Source organism: Nitrosomonas communis, from assembly GCF_900114745.1.
In the GTDB taxonomy this organism is placed as follows: Bacteria; Pseudomonadota; Gammaproteobacteria; order Burkholderiales; family Nitrosomonadaceae; genus Nitrosomonas; species Nitrosomonas communis_A.
In genome coordinates this window covers 1-26,841 of sequence record NZ_FOUB01000012.1, presented here as the reverse complement: position 1 = coordinate 26,841, position 26,841 = coordinate 1, and the positions used below count along the sequence as shown (strand labels likewise).

Below are 26,841 nucleotides of genomic sequence, written 5' to 3'. Positions count from 1 at the left end.
ATGCATCCAATGCTAACCATCGCGGTAAAAGCCGCGCGCCGTGCAGGCAGTATTATCAATCAGGCTTCACGAAACCTCGATATTCTGACTGTTTCACGCAAATCGCACAGTGATTTTGTCAGTGAAGTAGATAGTGCGGCTGAAGAAGCCATCATTAAAGTATTGATGGATGCTTACCCTACCCATTCGATTCTAGCAGAAGAAAGCGGTAATCGCGGAGACGCCAAAAAATCAGAATACCAATGGATCATCGATCCGCTGGATGGTACGACCAATTTTCTGCATGGTTTCCCCAAATATGCGGTATCGATTGCCTTATTGCATCGAGGGGTGTTATCCCAAGCGGTCGTGTACGATCCAGTCAGCAATGAATTATTCACCGCCAGCCGTGGGCGCGGCGCTTATCTTAACGATCAACGCATCCGCGTCAGTAAGCGCGGCCTGCTGGCTGATTCTTTGATCGGGACGGGTATTCCGTTCCGAGATCTGTCCTTTCTGGAAGCTTACCTCGCCATGTTCAAGGACATTATTCCCAAAACGGCTGGCATCCGCCGCCCGGGCTCCGCTGCGCTTGATCTGGCCTATGTTGCCGCCGGGCGTTATGACGGTTTTTGGGAAATCGGTTTGTCCCCCTGGGATATCGCCGCAGGCTGTCTGCTTATTCTCGAAGCAGGCGGGCTGGTCAGCGATCTGGAAGGCAATGAGAATTACTTGAAAAGTGGACAGATTGTTGCAGGCAACCCCAAGATTTTCGTTCAGTTGCTGCAAATTATCGCGCCACACTTAACCCCTCAACTGATAGCGGCTAACAAATAAGCAACATTATCGCGGGGAAAAGAAGCAAGGGAGTTGAATGATGCATACAAAGCAACTCTCTGAACGCGATATCTGCACCCAATTCATCATGCTCGCCTTGCAACAGGCAGGGTGGGGTATCGCGAGCCAGGTGCGGGAAGAATTTCTGCTGACTAAAGGGCGTATCATTGTGCGTGGTCGCTTGCACGCGCGCGCAGCACAAGCGGGCTGATTATGTGTTGTTCTACAAGCCCAATATACCGATTGCCGTGATCGAAGCCAAGGACAACAATTACGCCATCGGCGCTGGCATGCAACAGGGACTCAATTATGCTGAGCTGCTGCAGGCGCCTTTTGTCTTCAGTTCGAACGGCGATGGCTTTTTGTTTCATAACAAAATTACGGCCGATGGCCTGATCGAACGCGAGCTGGACTTACATGAATTTCCATCTGCCGAAATGCTGTGGCAGGAGTGGCTGACGCATAAGGGCATTCATATCCACGGGCAGCAGCATGCTCTGATCACGCAGGATTATTACAGTGACGGCAGCAATAAAACCCCGCGTTACTATCAGTTGCTCGCCATCAACCGCACTATCGAGGCGATTGCGCAAGGCAAGCAGCGCATTCTGCTGGTCATGGCAACCGGTACCGGTAAGACCTTCACAGCCTTTCAGATCACTGGCGTTTGTGGAAAGCCAAGGCCAGGAAGCGCATTTTGTTTCTGGCCGACCGTAATATTCTGGTCGATCAGACCATGACTAATGATTTCAAGCCGTTTGGCGCAGCCAGGACCAAAATCCAGAAACGGCAGGCCAACAAGTCTCATGAAATCTACCTTTCCCTCTATCAGGCCGTGACAAGCACGGAGGAAGAGCGAAATATCTACAAGCAGTTCAGTCCAGATTTTTTTGACTTAATTGTCGTGGATGAACGTCATCGCGGCAGCGCAGCGGAAGATTCCGCCTGGCGCCAGATACTGGAATTTTTTTCCGCAGCGACCCAGATTGGCTTGACCGCAACCCCCAAGGAGACAAAAGAAGCCTCTAACATCGATTATTTTGGCGAACCGATTTACACTTATTCGCTGCGACAGGGTATCGAAGATAGCTTTCTTGCGCCATACAAGGTGGTGCGCATCGATCTTGACCGTGACCTGGCCGGCTGGCGGCCCGACAAAGGCATGGTGGACAAGCACGGGTATGAAATCGAATACCGCATTTATAACCAACGGGATTTTGACCGAACGCTGGTACTGGAACAGCGCACCCAGTTGGTGGCCAGGAAGATCACCGAATTCTTGAAACAGACTAACCGTTTCGATAAAACCATCGTTTTCTGCGAAAATATCGATCATGCCGAGCGCATGCGTCAGGCACTGGTCAATGAGAATGCCGATCTGATGACACAAAATAGCAAATACGTCATGCGTATTACTGGGGACAGCGAAGAAGGTCAAGAACTAGCTCGATGACTTTATTTTTCCTGAATCGAAGTACCCGGTGATCGCGACCACGTCCAAACTGATGAGTACCGGCGTGGATGCCCAGACCTGCAAGCTGATCGTGCTCGATCAGCGCATACAGTCGATGACCGAGTTCAAGCAGATCATCAGGCGTGGCACACGCATCAATGAAGATTATGGCAATACTACTTCACCATTATCGATTTCAAGAAGGTCATCGAACTGTTTGCCGACCCGGATTTCGATGGTGATCCCGTACAAATTTACATCCCTCAAGCCGGAGAATCACCGGTACCGCCAGAGTTACCCGATGGTGCTATGCTGGAAAATGATTTCAAATACGCGCAAGCAAGATCTGATCAAACTTGGGCTGGAATTAATGAGGGAGAAGAAGGGGAGAGTATCCTCCGTTATGTGGTGGCCAGTGTTGAAGTCAAGGTCGCTGCCGAGTGGGTGCAGTATTTCGACACGAACGGTAAGCTGATCACCGAATCACTCAAGGATTACACGCGTAAGACGCTGGCCCATTCGTTCGCCTCAATGGATGATTTTCTGCGCCGCTGGAACAGCGCGGCAAAGAAACAGGCGGTTATCGAAGAACTGGCTAACGAAGGCATCTTCTTTGATGCACTGGCCGAGGAAATCAGTAGGGAGTGTGATCCGTTCGACTTGATTTGCCATATTGCCTGGGGTAAACCTCCGCTGACACGCCGGGAACGTGCAGAGCAAGTCAAGAAGCGCGACTACTTTACTCGCTATGGCGAGCAGGCGCGACGCGTGCTGGAGGCGCTGCTGGATAAATACGCGGATGAAGGCGTCACACAAATTGAAGAAATGCAGATTCTCACGGTCTTGCCCTTTATCCAATTCGGCACACCGATCGAGATCATTCGCGCCTTCGGTGAGCTGGAACATTATCAGCAGGCAGTGCAAGAGCTGGAACAGGCGCTTTATAGTATATGAAAAATAAGTATAAACAACCGTCATTCCCGCGCAGGCAGGAATGACGGGGAACGCGAAAACTTATGCCAATCGGTACACTCGTCAAAACCATCCAGGACATCATGCGCAAGGACGTAGGCGTCGATGGTGACGCGCAGCGCATCAGCCAGATGGTCTGGCTGATTTTTCTGAAAATCTTCGACGACAAGGAGCAGGAATGGCAATTGCCGTGCCAGGATATCAATCGCCGCTGCCAAGCCGACTGCGCTGGACAAACTGGGCGAAAGACGCGGAGGGTATTACAGGGGAGGATCTGATCGATTTCGTCAATAATGAGCTGTTTCCCTCGCTCAAGAAACTGGCCACTGCCGCAGGCGTACCGCCGCATGGCAAGGTGGTCGGCTCAGTGTTCGAGGATGCCTATAACTACATGAAATCCAGAACCTTGCTGCGGCAGGTGATCAACACGATCGAAGCGGATGTGGATTTCAATTCTTCCACGGATCGTCATCTGTTCAATGATATCTATGAAAAAATCCTGTCTGATCTGCAATCTGCCGGTAATGCAGGGGAATACTACACCCCGCGCGCGGTGACCCAGCTCATGGTGGATGTGCTCAACCCGCAACTGGGCGAACTCATTCTCGATTCGGCCTGTGGTACCGGCGGTTTTCTTACCTGCGCCATTGAGCATCTCAAGCAGCAGGTCAACAACGCTGACGATCTTAGAACCTTGCAGGCGAGTATCCACGGTGTGGAAAAGAAACCGCTGCCGCACATGTTGGCGATGACCAACATGATGCTGCACGGCATCGATGTACCCACGCGCATTCGACATAATAATACTCTCAGTCGGCCGCTCAAGGATTACGGCCCCAGGGATCGGGTCGATATCGTTGTCACCAATCCCCCATTCGGCGGAATGGAAGAAGACGGCATTGACACAACTTTCCGCGCAAATACTAGACGCGTGAAACGGCTAATCTCTTCATGGCGCTGATCATGCATTTGCTCAAGCACGACACTGGCCGTGCAGCCGTGGTGCTGCCCGATGGCTTTTTGTTTGGCGAAGGAGTGAAGACTACACTCAAACAGGAGCTGCTAGAAGCGTTCAACCTGCATACCATGGTGCGCCTGCCCAAGGGGGTGTTCAGCCCCTACACCAGCATTGCCACCAATATTCTGTTTTTTAATAGAAGCGGATCAACTCGGGACATCTGGTTTTTTGAGCATCCTTATCCGCCGGGTTACAAATCCTATTCACGTTCGAAGCCGTTGACCATCCAGGAATTCAAGCGGGAGAAGGCTTGGTGGAACTACCGTAAAACCACTGAACACGCCTGGAAGGTATCTGCGGACGAGATCGCTGCACGCAATTACAACCTTGACTGCAAGCATCCACATGAAGTGGCAATTGACCACGGTGATCCTGAAGAATGGATGCAAGAATATCAGCAGATCGTCCAACGGCTTGAAGCCGCCCAAACCGCGCTGAAACAGGAATTGATCAAGGCGCTGGGAGAAAGCAAGGGAACATGAATGACGAGACGACCAGCCATCATCGCCGTTCCATCCGGTTACAGGGATACGATTATGCACAGGCGGGGGCGTATTTTGCGACCATCTGTACTCAACAGAAGGTATGCCTGTTTGGAGAGATTGTTAACGGCGAAATGCAATTGAATGAGGCAGGCAAGATGATTCATGCCGTATGGCATCAATTACCAGTTCGATTTGATACGCTGGAATTAGATGAATTCGTCGTCATGCCCAATCATATTCATGGGATACTGGTATTGCAGGAGGGTGATTCTAAAACGGGTAATCACAAGGATCACCCCTACACGATGCGAAATATCAACCGTAGGGGTGAATCTTATATTCGCCCTGAATCATGTATCCGCCCGCATGTGGTTGGGAATATGAACGATGGGGGCGATCACAAGGATCGCCCCTACGCAACGCGGAATATCAACCGTAGGGGCGAATCTCGTATTCGACCCCATCCGGCGATACATACCCGTCCCCGCGGTACATTGCCCGATACGGTCGGGCGCATTATCCAGGCATTCAAATCGATTACCACCCATGTGTATATCACCGGCGTGAAACAACATGGTTGGCCGCCGTTTGGCGGTAAATTATGGCAACGTAATTATTGGGAACACATCATCCGCAGCGAACCGGATTGGGATCAAATCCGCGAATATATCCACAATAATCCGCTGCAATGGCAACTGGATCAATTGAATTTGCTGTGCAGGCAAGGTAGGGGTGAGGCATGAATCATCCCCATGATTATGCCTTAAACCTACTTAGTACGGAGATGGAGGCAATGTCTGCCCGTTTGCTGGAGCGCTATTTCGATGCGGCCTTTACCGCGCCCGATGGCATCAAGAAACTGCGTAAACTGATACTGGCGCTCGCGATGCAGGGCAAGCTGGTGCGGCAGGATCCGAATGATCTACCTGCAAGTAAATTGTTGAAGGAAATCGAAATAGAAAAACAGCGGTTGATTAAGGAAGGCAAAATCAAGGCATCCAAGCCACTGCCAGCAATTTAGCTGGAGGAAGTGCCTTATAAATTGCCTAAGGGGTGGGAGTGGGTGAGACTAGGAGAGATTACCAACTACAATGGTAGAAAAAACCTAAGATCAGATGAAATTCCTCCTAACGCATGGTTGCTGGATCTTGAGGATATTGAGAAAGATACATCACGTGTGATTAAAAGAGCTAAATATTCAGAAAGACAATCTAAATCAACCAAATCTACTTTCAATAAAGGGGATATTCTATATGGAAAACTGCGGCCTTATTTGAACAAAGTAATTGTTGCGGACAATGGCGGTGTGTGTACTACAGAGATTGTGCCGATAGTTCCGTACATTGGAGTAGATTCTGAATTTCTTAAATGGTTGCTGAAGTGTCCCTCTTTCTTAGCCTACGTTAATTCACTTATGTATGGTGTGAAAATGCCGAGGCTTGGAAGTGATGGCGCAATAATGAGCATTCATCCATTACCACCATTTTCAGAACAACATCGTATCATCACTAAAATTGATCAACTCATGATGCATTGCGATGAGCTGGAGAAATTGCGTAGCGAGCGTGAGCAGAGGCAGTGAGCTGTTCATACCGCTGCCATCAAGCGCTTGCTCGATGCGGCCTCGTCATTCCCGCACGGGCGGGGATCCAGTTCTTTCCATGTTCCAGAGTTTACCGATGATCTGGGTCCCCGCCTGCGCTGGGGCGACGGCCTGAAGAGAGTGCGGACGAGGAAGCTTTTGCCCATGCCTAGCAGTTCATCAGCCAGCATTTCAGTGAGCTTTATTCGGTAAAGGAAAATGTCGTGGAGCTGCGTAAAGTGATTCTGCAGCTTGCAGTGATGGGCAAACTCGTGCCGCAAGATCCGAATGATCCTCCTGCAAGCGAATTGCTCAAAGCGGTCGAAGCTGAAAAGCAGCGATTGGTGCAGGAAGGGAAAATCAAGACAGCCAAGCCGCTGCCATCAATTAGAATGGAGGAAGTACCGTATGAAGTGCCGAAAAGGTGGGAATAGGTGCAACTGGGAGAAATTATATCGATACTAGGTGATGGTATTCATGGAACACCATCTTACGATGAAATAGGTGAATTCTTTTTTATTAATGGCAATAATCTTTATGATGGAAGAATTGAAATAAAAGAGAATACAAAGCGCGTTTCTACTAATGAATATCAGAAATATAAGAAAGAGCTTAATGACAGAACAGTTCTTGCTTTCTATTAATGGGACGATAGGAAATGCTGCTTTTTATAATTCCGAAAAGGTAGTATTAGGAAAGAGCGTTTGTTACTTTAATCTGTTCCAGCTTATGGCCTTATGCGATACGCTGGAAAGCCAAATCGATGAAGCTTCCAACAAGCAGGCTGCGTTGCTTAATGCGCTGATGGCGCAGGTGTGATGTCCTGAGGTGATTCTGCTTGCTCGGACTCCAACTTTTCCGTCATTTCTGAATCGGTAGCCGGCTCCTGACCCTGATCCTGGGGCTCGGGCTGTTCAGTCAATTCAGTGAGTGCTGCCAGCTCATCCAATGGCGGCAGTTGCTCAAGCGATTGCAGGTTAAGGTCATTGAGAAAGCTTTGTGTGGTGGCATAGAGAGAAGGTCTGCCGGGCACATTGCGTTGGCCGACGGCTTCGATCCAGCCACGTGTTTCCAGTGTTTTCAGGATGTTGCTGGATACCGCTACACCGCGGATCTCTTCAATATCGCCACGGGTCACGGGTTGGCGGTAGGCGATGATCGCCAAGGTTTCCTGTACCGCGCGCGAATAGCGCGGTGGTTTCTGCGGATTGAGCCGGTCGAGAAAGATCTGCATTTCCGGTTTGCTGCGAAAGTGCCAGCCACCGGCGACCTGAGCTAGTTCGATGCCGCTGTCACGCCACTTTTCGCGTAGTTTTTCGAGTGACGCTTGCAGCAGTTTGCTGCTAACTTCGCCCTCGAACAGTTGTTTCAATTCTGCCAGGGCGAGGGGTTCCTGTGTGGTCAGCAGGGCTGTTTCCAGGATTTTGCTGATGTCAGGCTCGCTGAAGGGGATGAGTATTTCAGAGGGTAGCAGTGGGTTGGGTTGATTTGACATAGATCGTTGCAAAACTCTCAGGTTGTTCGATGGCGACCAGCGTTTCCTTGGCAAGCTCCAGCAGGGCAATAAAATGGGCGATGATTTCCATGACACTGGCCGTTTGACTGAATAATTCATCAAAGCGCATTACCTTGCCGCCCTGTAACGTGCGCAGGATTTGGCTCATGCAGGCACGCACTGAAATTTGTTCCTGGCTGATATGATGATGGCGGTTGACTTTGGCGCGTTCGAGCAGCGTGAGCCAAGCATGGCGTAAATCATCTGCGTTGACATGAGGGAGCGGTCTGGCCGCCACCTGATCGATCGATACTTGTACAAGCGCGAAATCGCGATTAGCTTGCGGTAATTCATCAAGGCGCATGGCGGCCTTTTTCATCTGCTCGTATTCCAGCAGACGGCGCACCAGTTCAGCGCGTGGATCAGCTTCCTCTTCGATTTCTGTGACAGGGGATGGCAGCAACATGCGCGACTTGATCTCGATCAGCAGTGCGGTCATGAGCAGGTATTCTGCTGCCAGCTCGAATTGATCGGCGCGCATCATTTGCACATAAGCCATATACTGCTGGGTCAGCTCTGCCATCGGGATATCGAGGATATCGAGATTGTGTTTGCGAATGAGATAGAGCAATAAATCAAGCGGCCCTTCAAACGTATCGAGAAAGACTTCCAGCGCCTCGGGTGGAATATAAAGATCGCGCGGTATTTCCAATAACGGCTGGCCGCAAACCTTGGCAATGGGATGCTTATTATCCGTATCGTTCAATATGTTCATGAGCGGAGATAAGTTTTTTCAGAGGTTGTGAAAGCAAAGTTTCGCTAATAAATCTACTGTTCGCACCAATCGCTGTGCTGAGCGATATTCGACCCAGGCCTATCTACCTGATTGTGGCTGCGCCAAAACTCACAAGCTCGTTTTAGCGAAACTCACTCCGTTCGTTTTCTCGTTTTTGCATTCCGTCCACCTTGCGTTTGAGCTGCTCGCTGCAATTGCTTCACATCCTCTCTGCTTGGAAGAAATGAAAGGTGCATTTCTTCAGGCCTTCCTTAAGAATTATTCAACCCCATGACTTCCCTGACATCGCGCATGGTATCTTCTGCAAGTTTGCTTGCTTTTTCACAACCATCCTCAATAATATGCCTGACCAGTGCCGGATCTTCCTCATACATTTTAGCCCGTTCGCAAATAGGAGCCTGCTCAGCCAGAATAGCATCAATCACGGGTTGTTTGCATTCCAAACAGCCAATACCCGCGCTTTTGCAGCCCCATTGCACCCAATTCCTGACCTCATCGTTGGAATAAACGGTATGAAATGACCACACTGGGCACTTAGCTGGATCGCCGGGATCGCTGCGCCGTATCCGAGCCGGATCAGTTGGCATGGTGCGGATTTTCTTGACTATGCTGTCAGCGTCTTCGCGCAAACTGATGGTGTTATTGTAGGATTTGGACATTTTCTGACCGTCCAGCCCCGGCATTCTCGATGCTTGCGTAAGGAGGGTCTGGGGCTCTGATAAGATCACTCTGCCGCCTCCTTCCAGGTAGCCGAATAAGCGCTCCCGATCACCCATACTGAGATTTTGCTGTTCATTCAGCAAGGATCTGGCTTCTTCCAACGCACCTTCATCGCCCTGTTCCTGAAAGCGAGTGCGTAATTCGCTATAGAGCCTGGATTTTTTGGAGCCAAGCTTTTTGATGGCCAGTTCTGCCTTTTCTTCAAAACCAGGTTCTTTACCAAAAATATGATTGAAGCGACGCGAGATTTCCCGGGTAAACTCGAGATGGGGTGCCTGATCTTCACCGACAGGAACCAAATTGGCACGGTAAATAAGAATATCTGCGCTTTGCAGGAGGGGATATCCCAGAAAGCCATAGGTACTCAAATCTTTTTCGGTCAATTTTTCCTGTTGGTCTTTATAGGTGGGGACGCGTTCCAGCCATCCTAACGGTGTAATCATCGAAAGCAACAGATAGAGTTCGGCATGGGCGGGGACCTTCGATTGAATGAACAGGGTTGCGTGCGCAGGATCGACGCCAGCAGCCAGCCAGTCAATAATCATGTCCCAGGTATGCTGTTCGATTAATTCGGGTGAGTCGTAGTGAGTAGTCAACGCATGCCAATCAGCCACGAAAAACAAACACTCGTATTGCTGCTGCAAGGTGACCCAATTTTTCAACACACCATGATAATGCCCTAAATGCAAATTACCGGTCGGGCGCATTCCCGATAAAACGCGATCAGCAAACATGCTACAAATCCTAAATTAATACAAGGTTAGTCGGAGATAAAATGAGCGCATTTACATTTTATTGATGTGTAAAAGGCAAACCTTTTGGCTTTAAATGGCCTGATCAGATATACAATCCAAATACTGAAACAATGAGCTGCTTCATAAGGATAATAAATGGCAAGATGATTGCACCTAATAGGCCAGTCATCAACAATAACAATAGAACCATAAAGCCATAAGGCTCAATCTTCGAGAATTGGTAAGCAAGACGATGCGGCAGCAAACTGACAGCCATACGTCCACCATCCAGCGGTGGTATGGGTAAGAGATTCAATACCATCAGAACGAGGTTGATTTCGATCCCAGCCATACCCATCAGAATCATTGGTTTGGCATAAATGTTTTCTGGGAAAGCCAATCCAAGCTTGATGGTCAACGCCCAGCAACAAGCCATGAAAAGATTGGCGCCGGGTCCCGCTGCTGCCACCCACAGCATGTCGCGCTTAGGGTGCCGTAACTGGCTGAAATTAACGGGTACCGGTTTGGCCCAGCCAAACAGAAAGCCTGTGCCCATAGTCACTTTGCTGATGATGAATAGCGTCAGTGGCACAATAATGGTTCCCATCGGATCGATATGCTTAATTGGATTGAGTGTGATACGTCCTTCCATGTACGCGGTCAAATCACCATAGTGCTTGGCAACATAACCATGCGCCGCTTCATGTAAGGTAATAGCAAAAATGACGGGAAGTGCGTAAATGGCGATCCCTAGTATGATACTATCTAAGTTATCCATGTGCTATCCCAAATGGTGCGAGGCTGCCCTTCCCTGTGCGAATTATTTCAGGCGTATCACTGGTTAAGTCAATGACGGTGGTCATCTCTACACCACAAGAGCCAGCATCAATCACCAATTCTACCTGATGTTGCAGGCGTTGCCGGATTTCCTCGGCATCATTTAGCGGTAGCTCATCCCCAGGCAAGATCAGAGTGGAGCTCAACAACGGCTCATCCAATTCTGCCAGCAGACCGTGGGCTACTGGATGCTCCGGAATACGCAAGCCGATGGTGTGACGTTTGGGATGTTGCAAGCGGCGGGGTACTTCACGACTGGCTTTAAGTATGAAGGTGTAACTACCCGGTGTACTCGCCTTGAGTAAGCGGTATTGGATATTGTCTACTTTGGCGTAGTTCGAAATTTCAGCCAGATCCCGGCAGATTAGTGTGAAATGATGATGCTCATCAACTTGCCTTATGGCGCGTATACGTCCCATGGCATCCTTGTTACCGATCTGACAGCCGAGTGCATAGCACGAGTCTGTTGGATAAGCGATGATACCACCATCACGCAGAATCGTAACAGCTTGTCGTAACAATCTTGGTTGAGGATTTTGTGGATGAATAGAGAAAAATTGTGCCATGATTTAGTGAGATCCAATTCGTTTGTTCTTTTGATGCTTTATTGTAATGTAGTGCAAGCTTAGTTCGGTTACTCAATGACGATTTATTTCTTGCTCAATATTCCAATCGTGCCAGATGGGGATACATCCAACTGGTAATGGCGGTAATTGGCCAAGATCAAAATAGCTTTCGCCTGGTCCATGATAATCAGAACCACATGAAGCCAATAAATTCATCTGTTGGGCATGATGTGCAAACAGTTTTATCTGATCGGATGTATGGCTGGGTGAGATAATTTCCAAACCTATCCCACCAAGGTCACGAAATTCGTGTAACAAAGCATCGAGAACGTTCTTACCTAACTGATAGCGCGCTGGGTGGGCGATGACTGCCTGGCCACCACTACCGCGTATCCAGCTGATTGCGTCATTTAAGGTTGCCCACTGATGAGGGACATAACCTGGTTTACCCTTCACCAGATATTTCTTGAATACTGATCGAACATCTTTAGCATATCCTTTTTCCACAAGAAAGCGTGCAAAATGGGTACGACCAATCAATCGTCCGCCGGCATAAGTATGGGCTCCTTCGAGACTGCCATGAATGCCACAACGCTCCAGTTGAATAGCAATGTTACGCGCACGCTCTTCTCGTCCTGCCCGGATCGATGTCAAACCTTGCACCAATGGAGGGTATTCGGGATCGATTCTGAGGCCAATAATATGTAAGGTTCTATTTTGCCACGTGACAGAGATTTCCACGCCGTTAATAAGTATGATATTTTTTCCACGCGCTGCAATGCGAGCTTCCGCCAGCCCTGTTACGTCATCATGATCAGTTAACGCGAGTACGTTGACGCCCCGTAAAACTGCATGCTCTACCAAGCGAGCAGGCGTCAAAAGGCCATCTGAAACTGTGGAGTGGCAATGCAAATCAATGTTGAGCATTAAATAGGGTAAATAGCGTCTTTATACAAATAATGAGCACATCATAGCAAATATGTAGCATGATAAAAACGATAAGAGAGAAAGGCTGATATACCTTAAAGGTTATTCATCTATAGAAAAACAGAGATTAAATTAAATGACAAGGAAAATATATGAATAAACAAGCAACTATTTGGCATTATTTGTCTGCAGCACCTCACCGCAGCTTATTTTTGGTAGGTGCATTGCAGGGCGTACTTACCCTCTTATGGTGGATGCTTGATCTGATGGGGCGCTATGGTGTTATTGGCAATGCACCAATATTGAATATGGCGCCAATCTGGGCACATGCTTTCTTGATGGTATATGGTTTTTTTCCTTTCTTCATTTTTGGTTTTTTGTTTACTACCTTCCCAAATTGGATGAGTGGGGAAAAAATCAAACCGCGCTATTATCTGGCAACTTGCATCTTCATGGCTGGGGGCGTGGCTCTGTTCTACGTTGGCTTGTATATCAGTAAAACTCTACTGGTAACCGGAATCGCAGCGATGCTGACAGGATGGGGGATTGCGATTATAGCGCTGTTACGGATCTTGTTGCAGACACTAGCGCAAGATAAGCGCCATGCGCGAGTGGCCAGTGTCGCATTGATCTTTGGCTGGCTGGGTATGGTTGCTTATCTTGTATGGCTTCTGACTGATCATTCATTCTTTCTTGATTTTTCGCGCCAGGCAGGCATCTGGTTTTTCCTGTTGCCGATCCTGTTAACTGTTTCGCACCGCATGATTCCATTTTTCTCTAGCCGGGTGCTGGAAAACTATGTGATCGTCAGACCCTATGCATTACTCTGGTTGATGCTTGTTTGCACAGCGGGTCATGGCTTATTGCAGCTCATGGGGATGCCGCAATATGTATGGTGCGTGGATCTGCCATTGGCTGGGTGTGCACTCTACTTGTCATGGGCCTGGGGATTGTTGCGCAGCTTCAGTGTCAGTCTGTTGGCGGTGCTGCATATCTCATTTGCCTGGCTGACCGTAGCGATGTTGCTATTTGCAGCGCAGAGCCTGATGATGTGGTTGAACGTGGGAGAGCGCATCTGGTTTGGACTTGCACCCCTTCATGCGCTGGTGATTGGTTATTTTGCCAGTATGGTGTTGGGTATGGCTTCTCGTGTGACGTTAGGGCACTCAGGTCGCCCACTGGTGTTGGATCATTTTACCTGGCTGCTTTTTCTTGGTTTTCAGATCACTACCTTGTTTAGAATAATGCCTGACATCATGCCGGCTGCTTCCGCGCTTGCGCCGGTGTTTTATCTATTTGCAGCAGCGGTATGGCTTATTTGTTTTATGCTATGGGCAGCACGCTTTGCACCTGTCTATTGGCGGCCAAGGGTAGATGGCAAACTTGGTTAATTAAAGAGAGAAGAATCAATGAAATGGCAGCAAAATGAATTCACCGTGACGGATAATCGAGAAGATCTGGACATAGAAATGGTCCATGATTTTTTATGCAAAGCATCTTACTGGGCAAAGCATATCCCTAGATCGATCGTAGAAAAATCAGTCAATCATTCGCTTTGCTTCGGCTTGTATCACGATGGGAAACAGATCGGTTTTGCTCGTGCCATTACGGATTACGCTACGTTTGCCTATTTAGCTGACGTGTTTGTTGTGACAGATTATAGAGGACGTGGCCTCGGCAAGTGGCTGATTTCTTGTATTCTTCAACATCCGGAGTTGCAGGGGCTACGCCGTTGGATGCTGGCAACGCTAGACGCACACGGGCTGTATGAACAAAATGGTTTTGTCGCATTGCAAAAACCAGAATGGTTCTTGGAGATTCATAACCCTGACATATATGCGCACAGTAGTCCGCCTTAACGTTCAGTCTGATGCTTTGCGTCCAGACTGCTTTCTGTACCAAATAACCTTTGGAAGCGAAAAAATGAAGGAAATATTATCAAAATGGCGCTTGGTTAGAGAGCAGTGGTCGACCTAAGCATTTTACTAACGCTTCGAGAGTGCGGCATCGCTTGACCCTTTGGCTTCATGAGTGTATGGTTGATATTCCATTGGCAGTTCGATATTTCCTGGAATGGGGCATTTTAGCTCAAGGTTCTAAAGTAAAATTGAGGTGAATCGTTCTGGCACGGTGGCGTGCCACTTCAGCTTTTGTTCGATAGCCTTCGCCAAAGCAGCAGCATTGCTCGGTTCACCATGAACGATAAAGGTTCTTTCTGGCACGCTGCTGAAATTTTCCAACCAATGTAGTAAGCCTGCCTGATCCGCGTGCGCAGAAAGACCTCCAATCGTATAGATGTTCGCGCGGACAGGTATTTCCTCATTGAAGATACGTATTTGCTTTACACCGTCAACCAATCTTCGCCCCAGTGTTCCCGCTGCCTGAAAACCCGTGATGAGTATGGTGCATTCAGATCTGGGTAGATTATATTTGAGATGATATTTGATACGTCCTGCTTCACACATGCCACTAGCTGAAATGATGATGGCACCTTGCTGTATTGTGTTGAGTATGATCGAATCTTCAACCTCTTGGACGAAATTTATCTTTAATTTATGGCCACTATTGTTGAACCACTGCAGTGTTTCGGTTGCTTCTTTGTCAAGTAAATGGATATGTTGAAGAGTAATATCTGTGGCTGCAAGTGCCATGGGGGAGTCTACATAGATATCCATTTCTCCTAAACTGCCTTGACGGTGGAGATCCACTAGTAGAAAGAGTAATTCCTGTGTGCGTCCTACAGCAAAAGCAGGCACGATGATATTGCCGCCTTTGCGGTGCAGTGTGTCATTAATGGCATGCACCAGCTCATCAATGGCGTCCGGCATAGTTCTGTGAAGGCGATTACCATAGGTTGATTCTATCAGCAGGATATCGGTCTGCTGAATGGGCGTTGGATCGCGCACGATAGGATGGCCAGGTTGCCCAAGATCACCCGAAAATACCAGCTTCTTCTGTTTTCTACCGGATTCTACCCATAGCTCAATAATGGCAGAACCCAATATATGGCCTGCATCACGGAATCTGCAGCGTACTGTTGGGTGGGGAGAAATGACGGCATCATAGCTCACATCACGCAATTTTCTAAGGAAAGCTTCTGCCTGCGCTACCGTATAAAGCGGGGCTTTCTCGTGACCGGAGAGTTGGCGCTTGCGTCGTTTTGCTTTGTTGTGCCATTCAACCTCTTTTTCCTGAATATAGGCACTATCTTTGAGCATGACTTTAAGCAAGTCGACAGTCGCTTCAGTAGCAAAGACTGGACCTCTGAATCCCCAAGAACTGATGCGTGGCAGAAGGCCGGAGTGATCAATGTGAGCATGGGTGAGCAAAACAAAATCAATCTGTTCTGGATCAAAATTGAAAGCAGCTCTATTCTTGCGATCTGCCTCACGCCCTCCCTGGAACATACCAAAATCAATAAGAAAGCGTGTACGAGTTGTTTCGATTAAATAGCTTGAACCAGTAACTTCACCGACGCCGCCTAGAAAGGTGAGTTGCATACGGTAGTTTTCTTCCTTTTTTTGATTCAAAATGTATCAAGAATGAGTGAAACACTTTTTACTAGCCATGTCATTTCTTCCTCATTGATGATATACGGCGGCATGAAGTATACGGTATTGCCGAGCGGTCGCAGTAATAGTTGTTTGTCGAGAGCCTTTTTAAAAAAGGTATTGGTAAAGGCAGGGTCATCAGTAATCACTTCGAATGCCCAAATCATGCCGCAGTTGCGGAAGTTTTTTACTTTCGAGTGAGATTGCAGCAGTTGTGACAATTGGTTGAGATAGCTCGCTTTGACACGATTGGTTTCAATAATATTGTTCTGCTCGAGTAGATCGAGTGTTGCTAGAGCCGCGCGACACGCCAGAGCATTACCTGAATGAGAATGTGAATGCAGAAAAGCCTGTGAAGTCTTATCATGATAAAAGGCCTGGAATACATTTGGCGTTGTTAAAACGACCGAAAGCGGCAAATAACCGCCGCTCAATCCTTTTGACAAGCATAAAAAATCAGGAGTAATGCTAGCTTGCTCGCAAGCGAACAGGGTTCCCGTGCGACCAAATCCAACAGCAATTTCGTCAGCAATCAGATGTACCTGATAGTGATCACAAATTTCTCGGGCACGCTTTAGGTAAGCGGGATGATACATGGCCATTCCTGCGGCGCCTTGAATAAGTGGCTCAAGAATCAGAGCTGCAGTGTGTTCATGATGTTCAGCTAGATAGATTTCTAGTTCATTAGCTACTTTTAAAGCATAATCCTTGGGAGATTCTTTTGGCGATGCATTGCGCCAGTCTGGCGAAGGCATTTGTTGAGTATGTCGCAGTAATGGGGCGTAGATTTGTTTAAAAAAGGCAACATCGGTTACTGAAAGCGCCCCCAGTGTTTCGCCATGATAGCCATTTTGCAGGCTAATAAAGTCAGTTTTTTTGGTCAAGCCATATTGTTGCCAATAATGAAAGCTCATTTTTAAGGCAATCTCAGTAGCCGAGGCCCCATCACTGGCATAAAAGCAATGCCCCAGATCTCCTGGGGATAATTTACTTAAACGCTCTGATAATAATACCACTGGTTCGTGGGTGAAACCTGCAAGCATGACATGTTCAAGTTTGCTGAGCTGATCATTCAGTGCATTATTAATATAGGGATGGCAATGACCAAACAGATTGACCCACCATGAGCTGATTGCATCGAGATAGCGATTGCCATCGGAATCATATAGCCAGACTCCTTGTCCTTTTATAATAGATATAAGTGGAAGATTTTCGTGCTGTTTCATTTGGGTGCAAGGGTGCCAAACAGCTTGCTGACTACGATCTGACAAATTTTTATCACTCATTGACTTGAAATTCCCATTAATAGATTCTATTATTAGCACTCATCGGTGATGAGTGCTAATAATACTTATGTTTATTGCCAACACTTCGATAGGACTTACTGTGTCCAGGTCAATATTATCAATTTACTGATGTTCATGTTTTTAATCACTATTAGGAGAAACTACTATGAATATTCGCCCTTTACATGACCGTGTTATTGTCAAGCGGTTGGAAGAAGAACGCAAGACTGCTTCTGGAATTGTGATTCCCGATACTGCTGCAGAAAAACCAGATCAAGGTGAGGTTATTGCGGTAGGAAAAGGTAAGGTGGGAGATGATGGGAAAATTCGCGCGCTGGAAGTAAAAGTGGGCGACAAAGTACTGTTTGGAAAATACGCTGGCCAAAGCGTCAAGATAAAAGGTGAAGAATACCTGGTAATGCGTGAAGAAGACATCATGGGAGTGATCGAAGGTTAATTGGATTCAAGATTACTAGCGATTAGATAATTAATTGTAAATTAGGAGAAAGATTATGGCAGCAAAGGAAGTAAGATTTGGTGATGTGGCCCGTCATAATTTGGTCAATGGGGTTAACATTCTAGCAGATGCGGTTAAAGTTACTTTGGGTCCAAAGGGACGTAATGTGGTGTTGGAGCGTTCTTATGGCGCGCCCACGATCACCAAAGATGGCGTTTCAGTAGCGAAAGAGATCGAGCTGAAAGATAAATTTGAAAATATGGGTGCCCAGATGGTCAAAGAAGTCGCGAGCAAAACATCTGATGTGGCCGGTGATGGCACCACTACAGCGACAGTATTGGCGCAATCCATCGTAAAAGAAGGGATGCGTTATGTCGCAGCTGGTATGAATCCGATGGATTTAAAACGCGGTATCGATAAAGCGGTTGCAGTAACCATTGAAGATTTGAAAAAACTTTCCAAGCCATGTTCCACCAGTAAGGAAATTGCGCAGGTTGGTAGTATTTCAGCCAATTCTGATACAGAAATAGGCAAGATCATTGCCGAGGCAATGGAAAAAGTTGGTAAAGAAGGGGTCATTACGGTTGAAGATGGCTCAGGGTTGCAAAATGAGCTTGAAGTAGTCGAAGGTATGCAATTTGATCGTGGCTATCTTTCTCCTTATTTTATTAGTAGTGCGGAAAAACAAATCGCACTGCTGGAAAATCCTTATATTTTGTTGCATGACAAAAAAATTTCCAATATTCGTGATTTGTTGCCAGTGCTGGAACAAGTAGCCAAATCAGGTAAACCGTTATTGATTATTGCTGAGGATGTGGATGGTGAAGCACTGGCCACACTGGTAGTGAACAATATACGTGGGATACTTAAAACCTGCGCAGTTAAAGCACCAGGTTTTGGTGATCGTCGTAAAGCAATGTTGGAAGATATTGCTATCCTCACAGGCGGCACAGTGATTGCTGAGGAAGTTGGGCTGTCACTCGAAAAGGCTAAACTGGAAGATTTGGGGCAAGCTAAACGCATCGAGATCGGAAAAGAGAATACTACCATTATCGATGGTGCAGGTAGTGCTAAAAATATTGAGGCACGCGTGGCCCAGATTCGTACTCAAACCGAAGAAGCTACGAGCGATTATGATAAGGAAAAACTCCAGGAGCGGGTGGCAAAATTGGCGGGTGGGGTAGCAGTCATTAAAGTAGGCGCTGCGACCGAAGTAGAAATGAAAGAGAAAAAAGCTCGTGTCGAAGATGCGTTGCATGCTACACGTGCAGCAGTTGAAGAAGGAATCATCCCTGGAGGGGGTGTTGCATTATTGCGAGTTATTGGCACCATAAGTGAAATGAAAGGTGAAAATCACGATCAAGATGCAGGTATTAAAATAGTTTTACGTGCATTAGAAGAACCATTGCGTCAGATTGTGGCTAACAGTGGTGATGAGCCTTCGGTGGTAGCAAATAAAGTGAAAGAAGGTAGCGGCAACTTTGGTTACAACGCTGCCACAGGAGAATATGGGGATATGGTTGCTATGGGGGTGTTGGATCCTACCAAAGTGACACGTTCAGCGTTGCAAAACGCGGCTTCTGTTGCTGGTCTCATTCTGACGACTGATGCTATGGTGGCGGAAATGCCGAAAGAAGAAGCTGCTGGTCATGGCGCTCCTGGTATGGGCGGTATGGGCGGTATGGGTGGTATGGAAATGTAACTCTATTCTTTCTGCTTGTGATAGGATCGCTACAGCGACAGATTTTGCTTTAGTAATCTGGTGCTGTAGCGTTTAATTTTTAAACATTAGCTCTTCATATATTATTTGTTCGTCCGGCATTAAAGAACTTTTTCAGAATTAATTGACCTTTTTCTCTTTCTGTCTAACAAACAATAGCAGGGTATTGCAATTAATTTTGCATAAATGGTTATAAAATAAATCATTTTCCAAGTTATTGCTCATTTTTAATGAATAATTTAAAGGATTATCAAGCCGAGAAAGATTTGCTTAGCAAGCGAGTCATTTTAGTTACCGGAGCTGGGCAAGGGATTGGACGTGCTGCTGCGATAGCTTACGCAGCTTATGGTGCTACGGTAATTTTGCATGGTCGTAAAGTTGAGAAACTAGAACATGTCTACGATGACATCCAAGCACTAGGTAGAGAAGAGGCAGTCATTTTCCCTTTTGATTTTGAGAAAGCGGCCGAGAAAGATTTTCAAGCCATTGCTGATGCAATTGAATCACAACTGGGGAGATTGGATGGAATATTGCATAATGCGGCTTTTACTTTTGGCCCAATGCCATTGGAGAACCATACGCTTGAGCAATGGCAAGTAATCATGCAAGTTAATTTACTTGCACCTGCTACGCTTACTCGAGCTTGCTTGCCATTGCTTAAAGCATCTTCTGATGCTAGCGTTATTATGACATCAGATACACATGGTCATGAACCTTCTGCTTACTGGGGTGGATTTGCAGTTGCTAAAGCGGGTATAGAAGCATTAGTTAAAATTCAAGCCGAAGAATGGGAATTATGGCCAAATTTACGTATTAATACACTCATTCCTGGCCCTGTTCATTCACCTCAGCGCATGAAAACTCATCCGGGTGAGACAAAACATCTACTGCTTCAGCCTCAGGATTTGATGAGAGCTTATCTATTCTTCATGGGATCTGATAGTAAGGGAGTAAGCGGTAAAATAATATCTTGTCAAGAAGCAAAATAGTCCGGCTGTGATATTATGAATAACAAGGTATAATTAAAAAGTACAAGAAGCAGAGTAATGCGCGAAAGTGGCGGAATTGGTAGACGCACCAGATTTAGGTTCTGGCGCCGATGAGGTGTGGGGGTTCGAGTCCCCCCTTTCGCACCAGATAAATCAAAATTGAGTCCATTTCTGTTTAAACTACATAAAAACGATTTATTCGTCTTGCAATTATAGTAGCGGTTATTTAGGAAGATTTAATGCAATCAAACGTTGAAAATCCCAATCCTCTGGAAAGAAATATTGATATTTCTATTTCTCAAGAAAAAATTCAAGTGGAATTAGATGATCGTCTGAAGCGCTTGGCTGGGAAAGTAAAAATACAGGGTTTTCGTCCCGGTAAAGTGCCGCTAAAAATAGTGGCTCAACAATTTGGTGCGCAATTGCGCCAGGAAGTGCTGGGGGAAATGTTGCAAAAGCACTTTCAAGAAGCGATTCAGCAGCAAAATTTACGAATTGTAGGCGCCCCGCATTTTAAGGCTAAGCAGTCTGAAGAAAATAATGCTCATTATGAATTTAGTGCAACATTTGAGGTCTATCCGGATATAACGCTTGGGGATCTGAGTGCACTTAATGTAAGTAAGCCCGTCGTAAAAATTGGTGATCAAGAAGTTGAAAAAACATTACATATCTTGCAAAAACAGAGAGCCAAATATGAATTGACTGATCAACCTGCAGCACTGGGTGATCGAGTTAATATCGATTATAAAGGCTTGATCAATGGGGTTGAATTTGATGGCGGCACGGCAAAAGATTTTACTTTGATTCTAGGTGATGGAAACATTTTAAAAGATTTTGAAGATGCTATTATCGGTATGAGCGCAGGAGATGACAAATCATTTCAGATGAATTTTCCAGCTGATTATCACGATAAGGAAATTGCAGGAAAATCCGTTACATTTGATATCAAGCTTAACAAGGTTGAGGTGCCTATATTGGCTGATATTGATAATGAATTTGCCAAATTACTTGGTGTCGAAGATGGCGACATACAGAAAATGTATGAGGAAATTCAATTAAGTCTTGAGCGTGAAGTTTTGCAAAGGACACGAGCAAAACTGAAGGAACAAATCATGCAAGGCTTACTCGATACGACGGTATGTAATGTACCCAGAATTTTAGTTGAGCAAGAAGTAAACTATTTGATTCAGGATACTAAAAACAGTCTTGCAACAAAAGGGATAGCTGGTAAGGATATTCCTCTCTCTCCTGAAATATTTTTTGAAAGAGCTGAGCGACGAGTGAAATTGGGTTTAATTTTAGCTGAAATTGTAAAACTCCATAATTTGAATGTTAAACCGGAACAGACAAAGAAATATGTAGAGTATTATGCTCAGAGTTATGAAAATCCTGAACAGGTGATTAAGTGGCATTATTCATCACCTGAGCGTTTGAAAGAGATTGAGTCATTAGTATTGGAAGATAATGTCGTTTCGTGGGCATTGGAGCAAGTTAAAGTAATTGATCAAGAGATGACTTTTGAAGATTTGATGAGATATTCTCAAGCATCAGCTTAATCAGGAGAGAGAGCTATTTTGGATACGAGAGGTTTAGGTTTGGTTCCAATGGTTATTGAAACCAGTGGGAGAGGTGAGCGCGCTTATGATATATATTCCCGATTATTAAAAGAAAGGATTATTTTCCTTGTAGGGCCTGTTACTGAAGCGTCAGCAAACTTAATTGTAGCTCAGCTTTTGTTTTTAGAATCAGAGGGTTCGGATAAAGATATTAATCTTTATATCAATTCTCCTGGTGGTCTGGTTTCTGCGGGATTGGCTATTTACGATACCATGCAATTTATAAAACCGGATGTCAGCACCCTTTGTATTGGTCAGGCAGCAAGTATGGGTTCTTTGTTGTTGACGGCTGGAGCAAAAGGTAAGCGCTTTTGTTTGCCTAACTCTCGCGTCATGATTCACCAACCTATGGGAGGGTTTCAGGGGCAAGCCTCGGATATAGAAATCCATGCTAAAGAGATTTTGTATCTGAAAAGTCGTTTGAACGATATCTTAGCTAAGCATACTGGTCAATCCATAGAGACTATCGAAAGAGATACGGATCGTGATAATTTTTTTAGCGCTGAAGAATCGGTACAATATGGTCTCGTAGACGCTGTATTAACAAGTAGAGATTATAAGAAATGAATGGGGCTGATGCCCGAAGAGGTGTAATTAGATTTGAATAGTTTTATTTCTTTATTAAAGTGGCATTGCTCAATGGTCATGGAGTCAAATTATGTCTGAAAAAATCGATGGCGATAAACTTCTCTATTGTTCCTTTTGTGGCAAAAGTCAGCATGAGGTGAGGAAGCTCATTGCGGGACCGTCTGTATTTATTTGTGATGAATGTATTGATCTTTGTAATGACATTATTCGTGAGGAAATGCAACTTAATGAAACTACCAAATTAGTCAAATCTAATTTACCCACACCTCGTGAAATATGTAAGATTCTTGATCAATATGTTATCGGTCAAGAATCAGCTAAGAAAATTCTTTCTGTAGCTGTTTATAACCACTATAAGCGTTTAAGAAATTTAACTAAAATCAGTGATACTGATGATATTGAGCTTGCAAAAAGCAATATTCTTTTAATTGGCCCTACTGGTTCCGGTAAAACGCTGCTAGCACAAACATTGGCAAGATTATTAGATGTGCCATTTATTATTGCAGATGCAACAACGCTGACCGAAGCAGGATATGTGGGAGAAGATGTTGAGAATATCATTCAGAAATTATTGCAGAAGTGTAACTATGATGTAGAAAAGGCTCAACGCGGTATTATTTACATTGATGAAATAGATAAGATTTCGCGTAAATCTGATAATCCTTCTATTACGCGAGATGTTTCAGGCGAGGGTGTGCAGCAAGCTTTGTTAAAGTTAATAGAAGGAACAATTGCTTTAGTTCCTCCCCAAGGTGGACGTAAGCATCCTAATCAAGAATTCATTCAAATAGATACGACCAATATCTTATTTATTTGTGGGGGAGCCTTTGATGGCATCGATAAAATAATACGGTCGCGATCAGAAAAAGGTGGTATAGGTTTTGGCGCTGAAATAATCAACCGTAATAATCATAAAGAGATTAATGAAGTATTAAAAGCTGTTGAGCCTGAAGATCTGATTAAGTATGGTTTGATTCCAGAGTTTGTTGGACGTTTGCCAGTCATTGCAACATTAGATGAACTTAATGAGAATGCTCTAATCCAAATTTTAACTGAACCTAAGAATGCTCTAGTCAAGCAATACTGGAAACTGTTTAACATGGAAGGAGGTGTTGAATTAGAATTCCGGGAGCAAGCGCTCAAAGCGATAGCTAAGAAAGCATTGATGCGTAAAACAGGTGCACGTGGCTTGCGATCAATTTTGGAAGAGATATTACTCGATATCATGTATGATTTACCTTCTCTTGAGAATGTTTCTAAAGTTGTGATTGATCATGGCTCTGTAAATAGTGACATCAAACCAATTTTGATTTACTCAGAGCAACCAAAGATTACTAAAAATTCAAAACAAGCTTAAAGAACGATGATGGCCAAGTAAAAAAAATATATTTAGAGTGAAGTTGGTATAAAACATCAAATTTAAAGGCACATGAAAGAACTACTTTACACTCTAATATATCTAATTCCATATTTTTGAATGTCACCATAATAGACTAGTGGTGCTTAATTTAAAGTACAAATATGACTTCGGAAGCTAACGATAACGAATCCAATCAATTGATTTTGCCATTATTACCATTACGTGATGTAGTTGTTTTCCCACATATGGTGATTCCACTCTTTGTCGGACGTCCAAAATCCATTAAGGCATTGGAACTTGCTATGGAATCTGGTAAGAATATTCTACTAGTAGCTCAGAAATCAGCGGCTAAGGATGATCCTGCACCACGAGATCTTTATAACATATGCTGTGTTTCGAGCATTCTTCAAATGCTTAAGCTTCCTGATGGCACTGTTAAAGTGCTGGTAGAAGGGAGTTATCGGGGACGTATTTTAGAATTTATTGACTCGGAATCCTATTTTTCAGGAAAGGCACTTCAGATTTCGATTGAATGTACTAATACACCAGAAATAGAGGCCGCTCGGCGTGCTTTAATATCTCAATTTGATCAGTTTGTAAAATTAAATAAGAAAATACCACCTGAAATTCTGGCATCGCTTACAGGTATTGATGAAGCTGGACGACTGGCTGATACTATTGCTGCCTATTTGCCGCTGAAATTAGAGAAAAAGCAGGAAATACTTGAAATTTTTGATGTGCAGCAGCGATTGGAGCATTTGCTTGGTTTATTGGAAACGGAGCTTGATATTCTTCAAGTAGAAAAGCGTATTCGTGGAAGAGTTAAGCGCCAGATGGAGAAGAGTCAACGAGATTACTATTTGAATGAACAAGTTAAAGCCATTCAAAAAGAATTGGGAGAAGGCGAGGAGGGCGCTGATCTAGAAGAAATCGAGAAAAGAATTAAAGCTGCCTCATTGCCTAAAGAGGCTCTTGCGAAAGTTGAGTCAGAGCTAAAGAAATTGCGTCTTATGTCGCCGATGTCTGCTGAGGCAACGGTAGTTCGCAATTATATCGACACATTAGTTTCGCTGCCATGGAAGTTAAAAAGCAAAATTTGTAAAGATCTTCATGCGGCAGAGTCTGTGTTAGAGCAAGATCATTACGGATTAGAAAAAATTAAAGAAAGAATTGTTGAATATTTAGCGGTACAACAAAGAGTTAGTAAACTAAAAGCACCCATTCTTTGCCTTGTCGGCCCTCCAGGAGTCGGTAAGACTTCTCTAGGAAGATCTATAGCTCGTGCGACTAACCGAAAATTTGTACGGATGTCTCTGGGAGGGGTACGTGATGAGGCAGAAATACGAGGTCATCGTCGTACTTATATAGGATCGATGCCAGGTAAAATCCTACAGAATATGACTAAAGTTGGCGTCAAAAATCCGCTCTTCTTATTGGATGAAGTCGATAAGATGGGAATGGATTTTCGTGGAGATCCAGCATCTGCATTATTAGAAGTGCTGGATCCAGAGCAAAATAGCACTTTTGTAGATCATTACATTGAAGTGGAATATGATTTGTCAGATGTAATGTTTGTTGCGACGGCTAATACATTAAATATTCCTCCAGCATTGCTTGATCGTATGGAAGTAATACGCTTATCAGGTTATACAGAAGATGAGAAACTTAACATTGCCAGACGATATCTATTACCTAAGCAAATGAAAAATCATGGGCTTGAAGAAGGAGAATTAATAATCTCCGAATCTGCTCTACGAGATATCGTACGTCACTATACGAGGGAAGCTGGTGTCCGGGCGATGGAGCGTGAAATTTCCAAGATTTGCCGCAAAGTTGTAAGAGTCATATTAAGCATAAAAAAGGCGAATAAAGAGAAAGTAACGATTAATTCACGCAATCTTGTTAATTACTTGGGCGTCCATCGTTATGCTTATGGCAGAGCAGAGGAAAAAAACCAAATTGGGCAAGTTACTGGCCTGGCATGGACGGAAGTGGGTGGGGAGTTGCTGGCAATTGAGGCAGTTGCATTACCTGGTAAAGGAAAGACAATTAATACAGGCAAATTAGGCGAAGTGATGCAAGAATCCATTCAGGCTGCTTTGTCGGTAGTTAGAAGTCGTTCCACGATACTTGGTATCCCAGAAGATTTTTATCTAAAAAAAGATATCCATATTCACTTGCCAGAGGGTGCAACACCAAAAGATGGGCCAAGCGCAGGTATCGGTATTTGCGTTGCTATGGTTTCTGCGTTAACGGGAATACCAGTTCGCGCTACTGTTGCCATGACAGGTGAGATAACGCTGCGTGGGGAGGTATTACCTATAGGCGGACTTAAAGAAAAATTATTAGCTGCTCATCGTGGTGGCATCAAGACAGTGCTAATACCAGAAGATAATATTAAAGATCTAAATGAAATTCCTATCAATATAAAAAGCAAGCTCAAAATTCAGCCTGTAAAATGGATAGATCAAGTTTTGGAATTAGCTTTAGAACATAGACCTGAAATAATGCCGTCAACTATCCAGAATACGCTTCCGCCCGTGAGCGAAGATAATGTCGCTAATACTATAATCAAACACTAGGGTCTGTTGACGTTTTAAGATAAGTATTTCATAGATAGAAACAAACTCGTAATATTGGGGTTCCTACACCACCAACAAAACGAGTTTGCGATGCCCCGAATGATGCTCAATGATGAGTACTGGTCGAAGCTGGAGAAGATTCTGCTTCAAGAATCGATTTATAACAAGCGCAATCTGCGCATGACGGTAGAAGGCCTACTGTATCGAATGCGGGTTGGCTGTCCGTGGCGCGATCTGCCCAGGGTGTTCGGCTGCTGGAATTCTATCTATAAAAGATTCAATGCCTGGTCA

The 26,841-nt window shown here is 45.2% G+C and carries 27 protein-coding genes, 1 tRNA gene and 1 pseudogene; 21 read left to right on the top strand and 8 right to left on the bottom strand.

Annotated features, from left to right (window positions below; translation table 11 throughout):
- From BM122_RS06645 to BM122_RS06610, 10 genes and pseudogenes are all read left to right on the top strand, one after another.
- Entirely contained in the window at positions 1 to 816 is an 816-nt protein-coding gene (locus BM122_RS06645) for an inositol monophosphatase family protein (RefSeq protein ID WP_074904592.1), read from the top strand.
- Positions 817 to 853: 37 nt separating this feature from the next.
- A pseudogene (gene hsdR / locus BM122_RS06640) lies at positions 854 to 3,223 on the top strand (EcoAI/FtnUII family type I restriction enzme subunit R).
- A 62-nt stretch (positions 3,224 to 3,285) separates the two neighbouring features.
- On the top strand, positions 3,286 to 3,519 hold the full coding sequence (locus tag BM122_RS24905) for a type I restriction-modification system subunit M N-terminal domain-containing protein (RefSeq protein ID WP_371264899.1): 234 nt from the start codon (positions 3,286 to 3,288) through the stop codon (positions 3,517 to 3,519).
- Positions 3,420 to 4,202 carry a class I SAM-dependent DNA methyltransferase gene (locus BM122_RS24900; RefSeq protein WP_371264898.1) on the top strand — a complete coding sequence of 261 codons (783 nt, stop codon included), beginning with the start codon at positions 3,420 to 3,422 and terminating at the stop codon, positions 4,200 to 4,202. Before BM122_RS24905 ends, BM122_RS24900 begins: the two co-directional genes overlap by 100 nt.
- On the top strand, positions 4,193 to 4,741 hold the full coding sequence (locus BM122_RS24895; protein WP_256211925.1) for an N-6 DNA methylase: 549 nt from the start codon (positions 4,193 to 4,195) through the stop codon (positions 4,739 to 4,741). The genes BM122_RS24900 and BM122_RS24895 overlap by 10 nt, the downstream gene beginning before the upstream one ends.
- Positions 4,738 to 5,487: a transposase gene (locus tag BM122_RS06630; protein WP_074904591.1), complete on the top strand. Its 750-nt coding sequence runs from the start codon at positions 4,738 to 4,740 to the stop codon at positions 5,485 to 5,487. The genes BM122_RS24895 and BM122_RS06630 overlap by 4 nt, the downstream gene beginning before the upstream one ends.
- Complete coding sequence (locus BM122_RS06625; protein WP_074904590.1) at positions 5,484 to 5,765, top strand: hypothetical protein; 282 nt, start codon at positions 5,484 to 5,486, stop codon at positions 5,763 to 5,765. Before BM122_RS06630 ends, BM122_RS06625 begins: the two co-directional genes overlap by 4 nt.
- Before the next feature lie 9 nt (positions 5,766 to 5,774).
- Positions 5,775 to 6,326 carry a restriction endonuclease subunit S gene (locus tag BM122_RS06620; RefSeq protein WP_218152020.1) on the top strand — a complete coding sequence of 184 codons (552 nt, stop codon included), beginning with the start codon at positions 5,775 to 5,777 and terminating at the stop codon, positions 6,324 to 6,326.
- Between the two features lie 224 nt (positions 6,327 to 6,550).
- Positions 6,551 to 6,760 carry a hypothetical protein gene (locus BM122_RS06615; RefSeq protein ID WP_074904588.1) on the top strand — a complete coding sequence of 70 codons (210 nt, stop codon included), beginning with the start codon at positions 6,551 to 6,553 and terminating at the stop codon, positions 6,758 to 6,760.
- Positions 6,761 to 6,970 carry a restriction endonuclease subunit S domain-containing protein gene (locus BM122_RS06610; protein WP_074904587.1) on the top strand — a complete coding sequence of 70 codons (210 nt, stop codon included), beginning with the start codon at positions 6,761 to 6,763 and terminating at the stop codon, positions 6,968 to 6,970.
- A 149-nt stretch (positions 6,971 to 7,119) separates the two neighbouring features.
- Here BM122_RS06610 and scpB read toward each other — a convergent pair whose 3' ends face one another.
- The 6 genes from scpB to BM122_RS06580 all read right to left on the bottom strand — a co-directional run bounded on the left by scpB (position 7,120) and on the right by BM122_RS06580 (position 12,401).
- Positions 7,120 to 7,821: an SMC-Scp complex subunit ScpB gene (gene scpB, locus BM122_RS06605; protein WP_083398368.1), complete on the bottom strand. Its 702-nt coding sequence runs from the start codon at positions 7,819 to 7,821 to the stop codon at positions 7,120 to 7,122.
- A complete protein-coding gene (locus BM122_RS06600) occupies positions 7,787 to 8,596 on the bottom strand; it encodes a segregation and condensation protein A (protein ID WP_074904586.1) in 810 nt (269 codons plus the stop codon). Before BM122_RS06600 ends, scpB begins: the two co-directional genes overlap by 35 nt.
- Before the next feature lie 272 nt (positions 8,597 to 8,868).
- Entirely contained in the window at positions 8,869 to 10,071 is a 1,203-nt protein-coding gene (locus tag BM122_RS06595; protein ID WP_074904585.1) for a tryptophan--tRNA ligase, read from the bottom strand.
- Between the two features lie 103 nt (positions 10,072 to 10,174).
- A complete protein-coding gene (locus tag BM122_RS06590; RefSeq protein ID WP_074904584.1) occupies positions 10,175 to 10,849 on the bottom strand; it encodes a site-2 protease family protein in 675 nt (224 codons plus the stop codon).
- On the bottom strand, positions 10,842 to 11,474 hold the full coding sequence (locus BM122_RS06585) for an L-threonylcarbamoyladenylate synthase (RefSeq protein WP_074904583.1): 633 nt from the start codon (positions 11,472 to 11,474) through the stop codon (positions 10,842 to 10,844). The genes BM122_RS06590 and BM122_RS06585 overlap by 8 nt, the downstream gene beginning before the upstream one ends.
- Before the next feature lie 72 nt (positions 11,475 to 11,546).
- Positions 11,547 to 12,401, bottom strand: coding sequence for a 3',5'-nucleoside bisphosphate phosphatase (locus BM122_RS06580; protein ID WP_074904582.1), 855 nt, complete (start codon positions 12,399 to 12,401; stop codon positions 11,547 to 11,549).
- A gap of 152 nt (positions 12,402 to 12,553) precedes the next feature.
- Here BM122_RS06580 and BM122_RS06575 point away from each other — a divergent pair, with 152 nt between their 5' ends.
- Together BM122_RS06575 and BM122_RS06570 are read left to right on the top strand one after the other, a co-directional pair.
- Entirely contained in the window at positions 12,554 to 13,792 is a 1,239-nt protein-coding gene (locus BM122_RS06575) for an NnrS family protein (protein WP_074904581.1), read from the top strand.
- 18 nt (positions 13,793 to 13,810) lie between these two features.
- Entirely contained in the window at positions 13,811 to 14,260 is a 450-nt protein-coding gene (locus BM122_RS06570) for a GNAT family N-acetyltransferase (protein WP_074904580.1), read from the top strand.
- A 237-nt stretch (positions 14,261 to 14,497) separates the two neighbouring features.
- Here the strand turns inward: BM122_RS06570 and BM122_RS06565 are convergent, their stop codons facing one another.
- Both BM122_RS06565 and bioA read right to left on the bottom strand, forming a co-directional pair.
- On the bottom strand, positions 14,498 to 15,901 hold the full coding sequence (locus BM122_RS06565; RefSeq protein ID WP_074904579.1) for an MBL fold metallo-hydrolase RNA specificity domain-containing protein: 1,404 nt from the start codon (positions 15,899 to 15,901) through the stop codon (positions 14,498 to 14,500).
- 26 nt (positions 15,902 to 15,927) lie between these two features.
- The gene (gene bioA, locus BM122_RS06560) at positions 15,928 to 17,238 is read right to left on the bottom strand and encodes an adenosylmethionine--8-amino-7-oxononanoate transaminase (RefSeq protein ID WP_074904578.1); all 1,311 of its coding nucleotides are present in this window, start codon (positions 17,236 to 17,238) and stop codon (positions 15,928 to 15,930) included.
- Positions 17,239 to 17,404: 166 nt separating this feature from the next.
- On the opposite strand from bioA, the gene groES reads away from it, so the two are divergent.
- From groES to BM122_RS06515, 9 genes are all read left to right on the top strand, one after another.
- Positions 17,405 to 17,695 (top strand): co-chaperone GroES, encoded by a 291-nt coding sequence (gene groES / locus BM122_RS06555; RefSeq protein WP_074904577.1) that lies wholly within the window; start codon positions 17,405 to 17,407, stop codon positions 17,693 to 17,695.
- Positions 17,696 to 17,750: 55 nt separating this feature from the next.
- Positions 17,751 to 19,397 carry a chaperonin GroEL gene (groL, locus tag BM122_RS06550; RefSeq protein WP_074904576.1) on the top strand — a complete coding sequence of 549 codons (1,647 nt, stop codon included), beginning with the start codon at positions 17,751 to 17,753 and terminating at the stop codon, positions 19,395 to 19,397.
- Positions 19,398 to 19,645: 248 nt separating this feature from the next.
- Positions 19,646 to 20,404, top strand: coding sequence for an SDR family NAD(P)-dependent oxidoreductase (locus BM122_RS06545; RefSeq protein ID WP_074904575.1), 759 nt, complete (start codon positions 19,646 to 19,648; stop codon positions 20,402 to 20,404).
- Between the two features lie 61 nt (positions 20,405 to 20,465).
- Positions 20,466 to 20,551, top strand: a tRNA-Leu gene (locus tag BM122_RS06540).
- Between the two features lie 92 nt (positions 20,552 to 20,643).
- Positions 20,644 to 21,960: a trigger factor gene (tig, locus tag BM122_RS06535; protein ID WP_074904574.1), complete on the top strand. Its 1,317-nt coding sequence runs from the start codon at positions 20,644 to 20,646 to the stop codon at positions 21,958 to 21,960.
- 48 nt (positions 21,961 to 22,008) lie between these two features.
- Positions 22,009 to 22,587 (top strand): ATP-dependent Clp endopeptidase proteolytic subunit ClpP, encoded by a 579-nt coding sequence (gene clpP / locus BM122_RS06530; RefSeq protein WP_082110549.1) that lies wholly within the window; start codon positions 22,009 to 22,011, stop codon positions 22,585 to 22,587.
- A gap of 91 nt (positions 22,588 to 22,678) precedes the next feature.
- Positions 22,679 to 23,965, top strand: a complete 1,287-nt coding sequence (gene clpX, locus BM122_RS06525; RefSeq protein ID WP_074904573.1) for an ATP-dependent Clp protease ATP-binding subunit ClpX — start codon at positions 22,679 to 22,681, stop codon at positions 23,963 to 23,965.
- Positions 23,966 to 24,129: 164 nt separating this feature from the next.
- Entirely contained in the window at positions 24,130 to 26,550 is a 2,421-nt protein-coding gene (gene lon, locus BM122_RS06520; protein ID WP_074904572.1) for an endopeptidase La, read from the top strand.
- A gap of 90 nt (positions 26,551 to 26,640) precedes the next feature.
- A partial coding sequence (locus tag BM122_RS06515) for a transposase (protein WP_143083342.1) occupies positions 26,641 to 26,841 on the top strand: 201 nt, incomplete at its 3' end.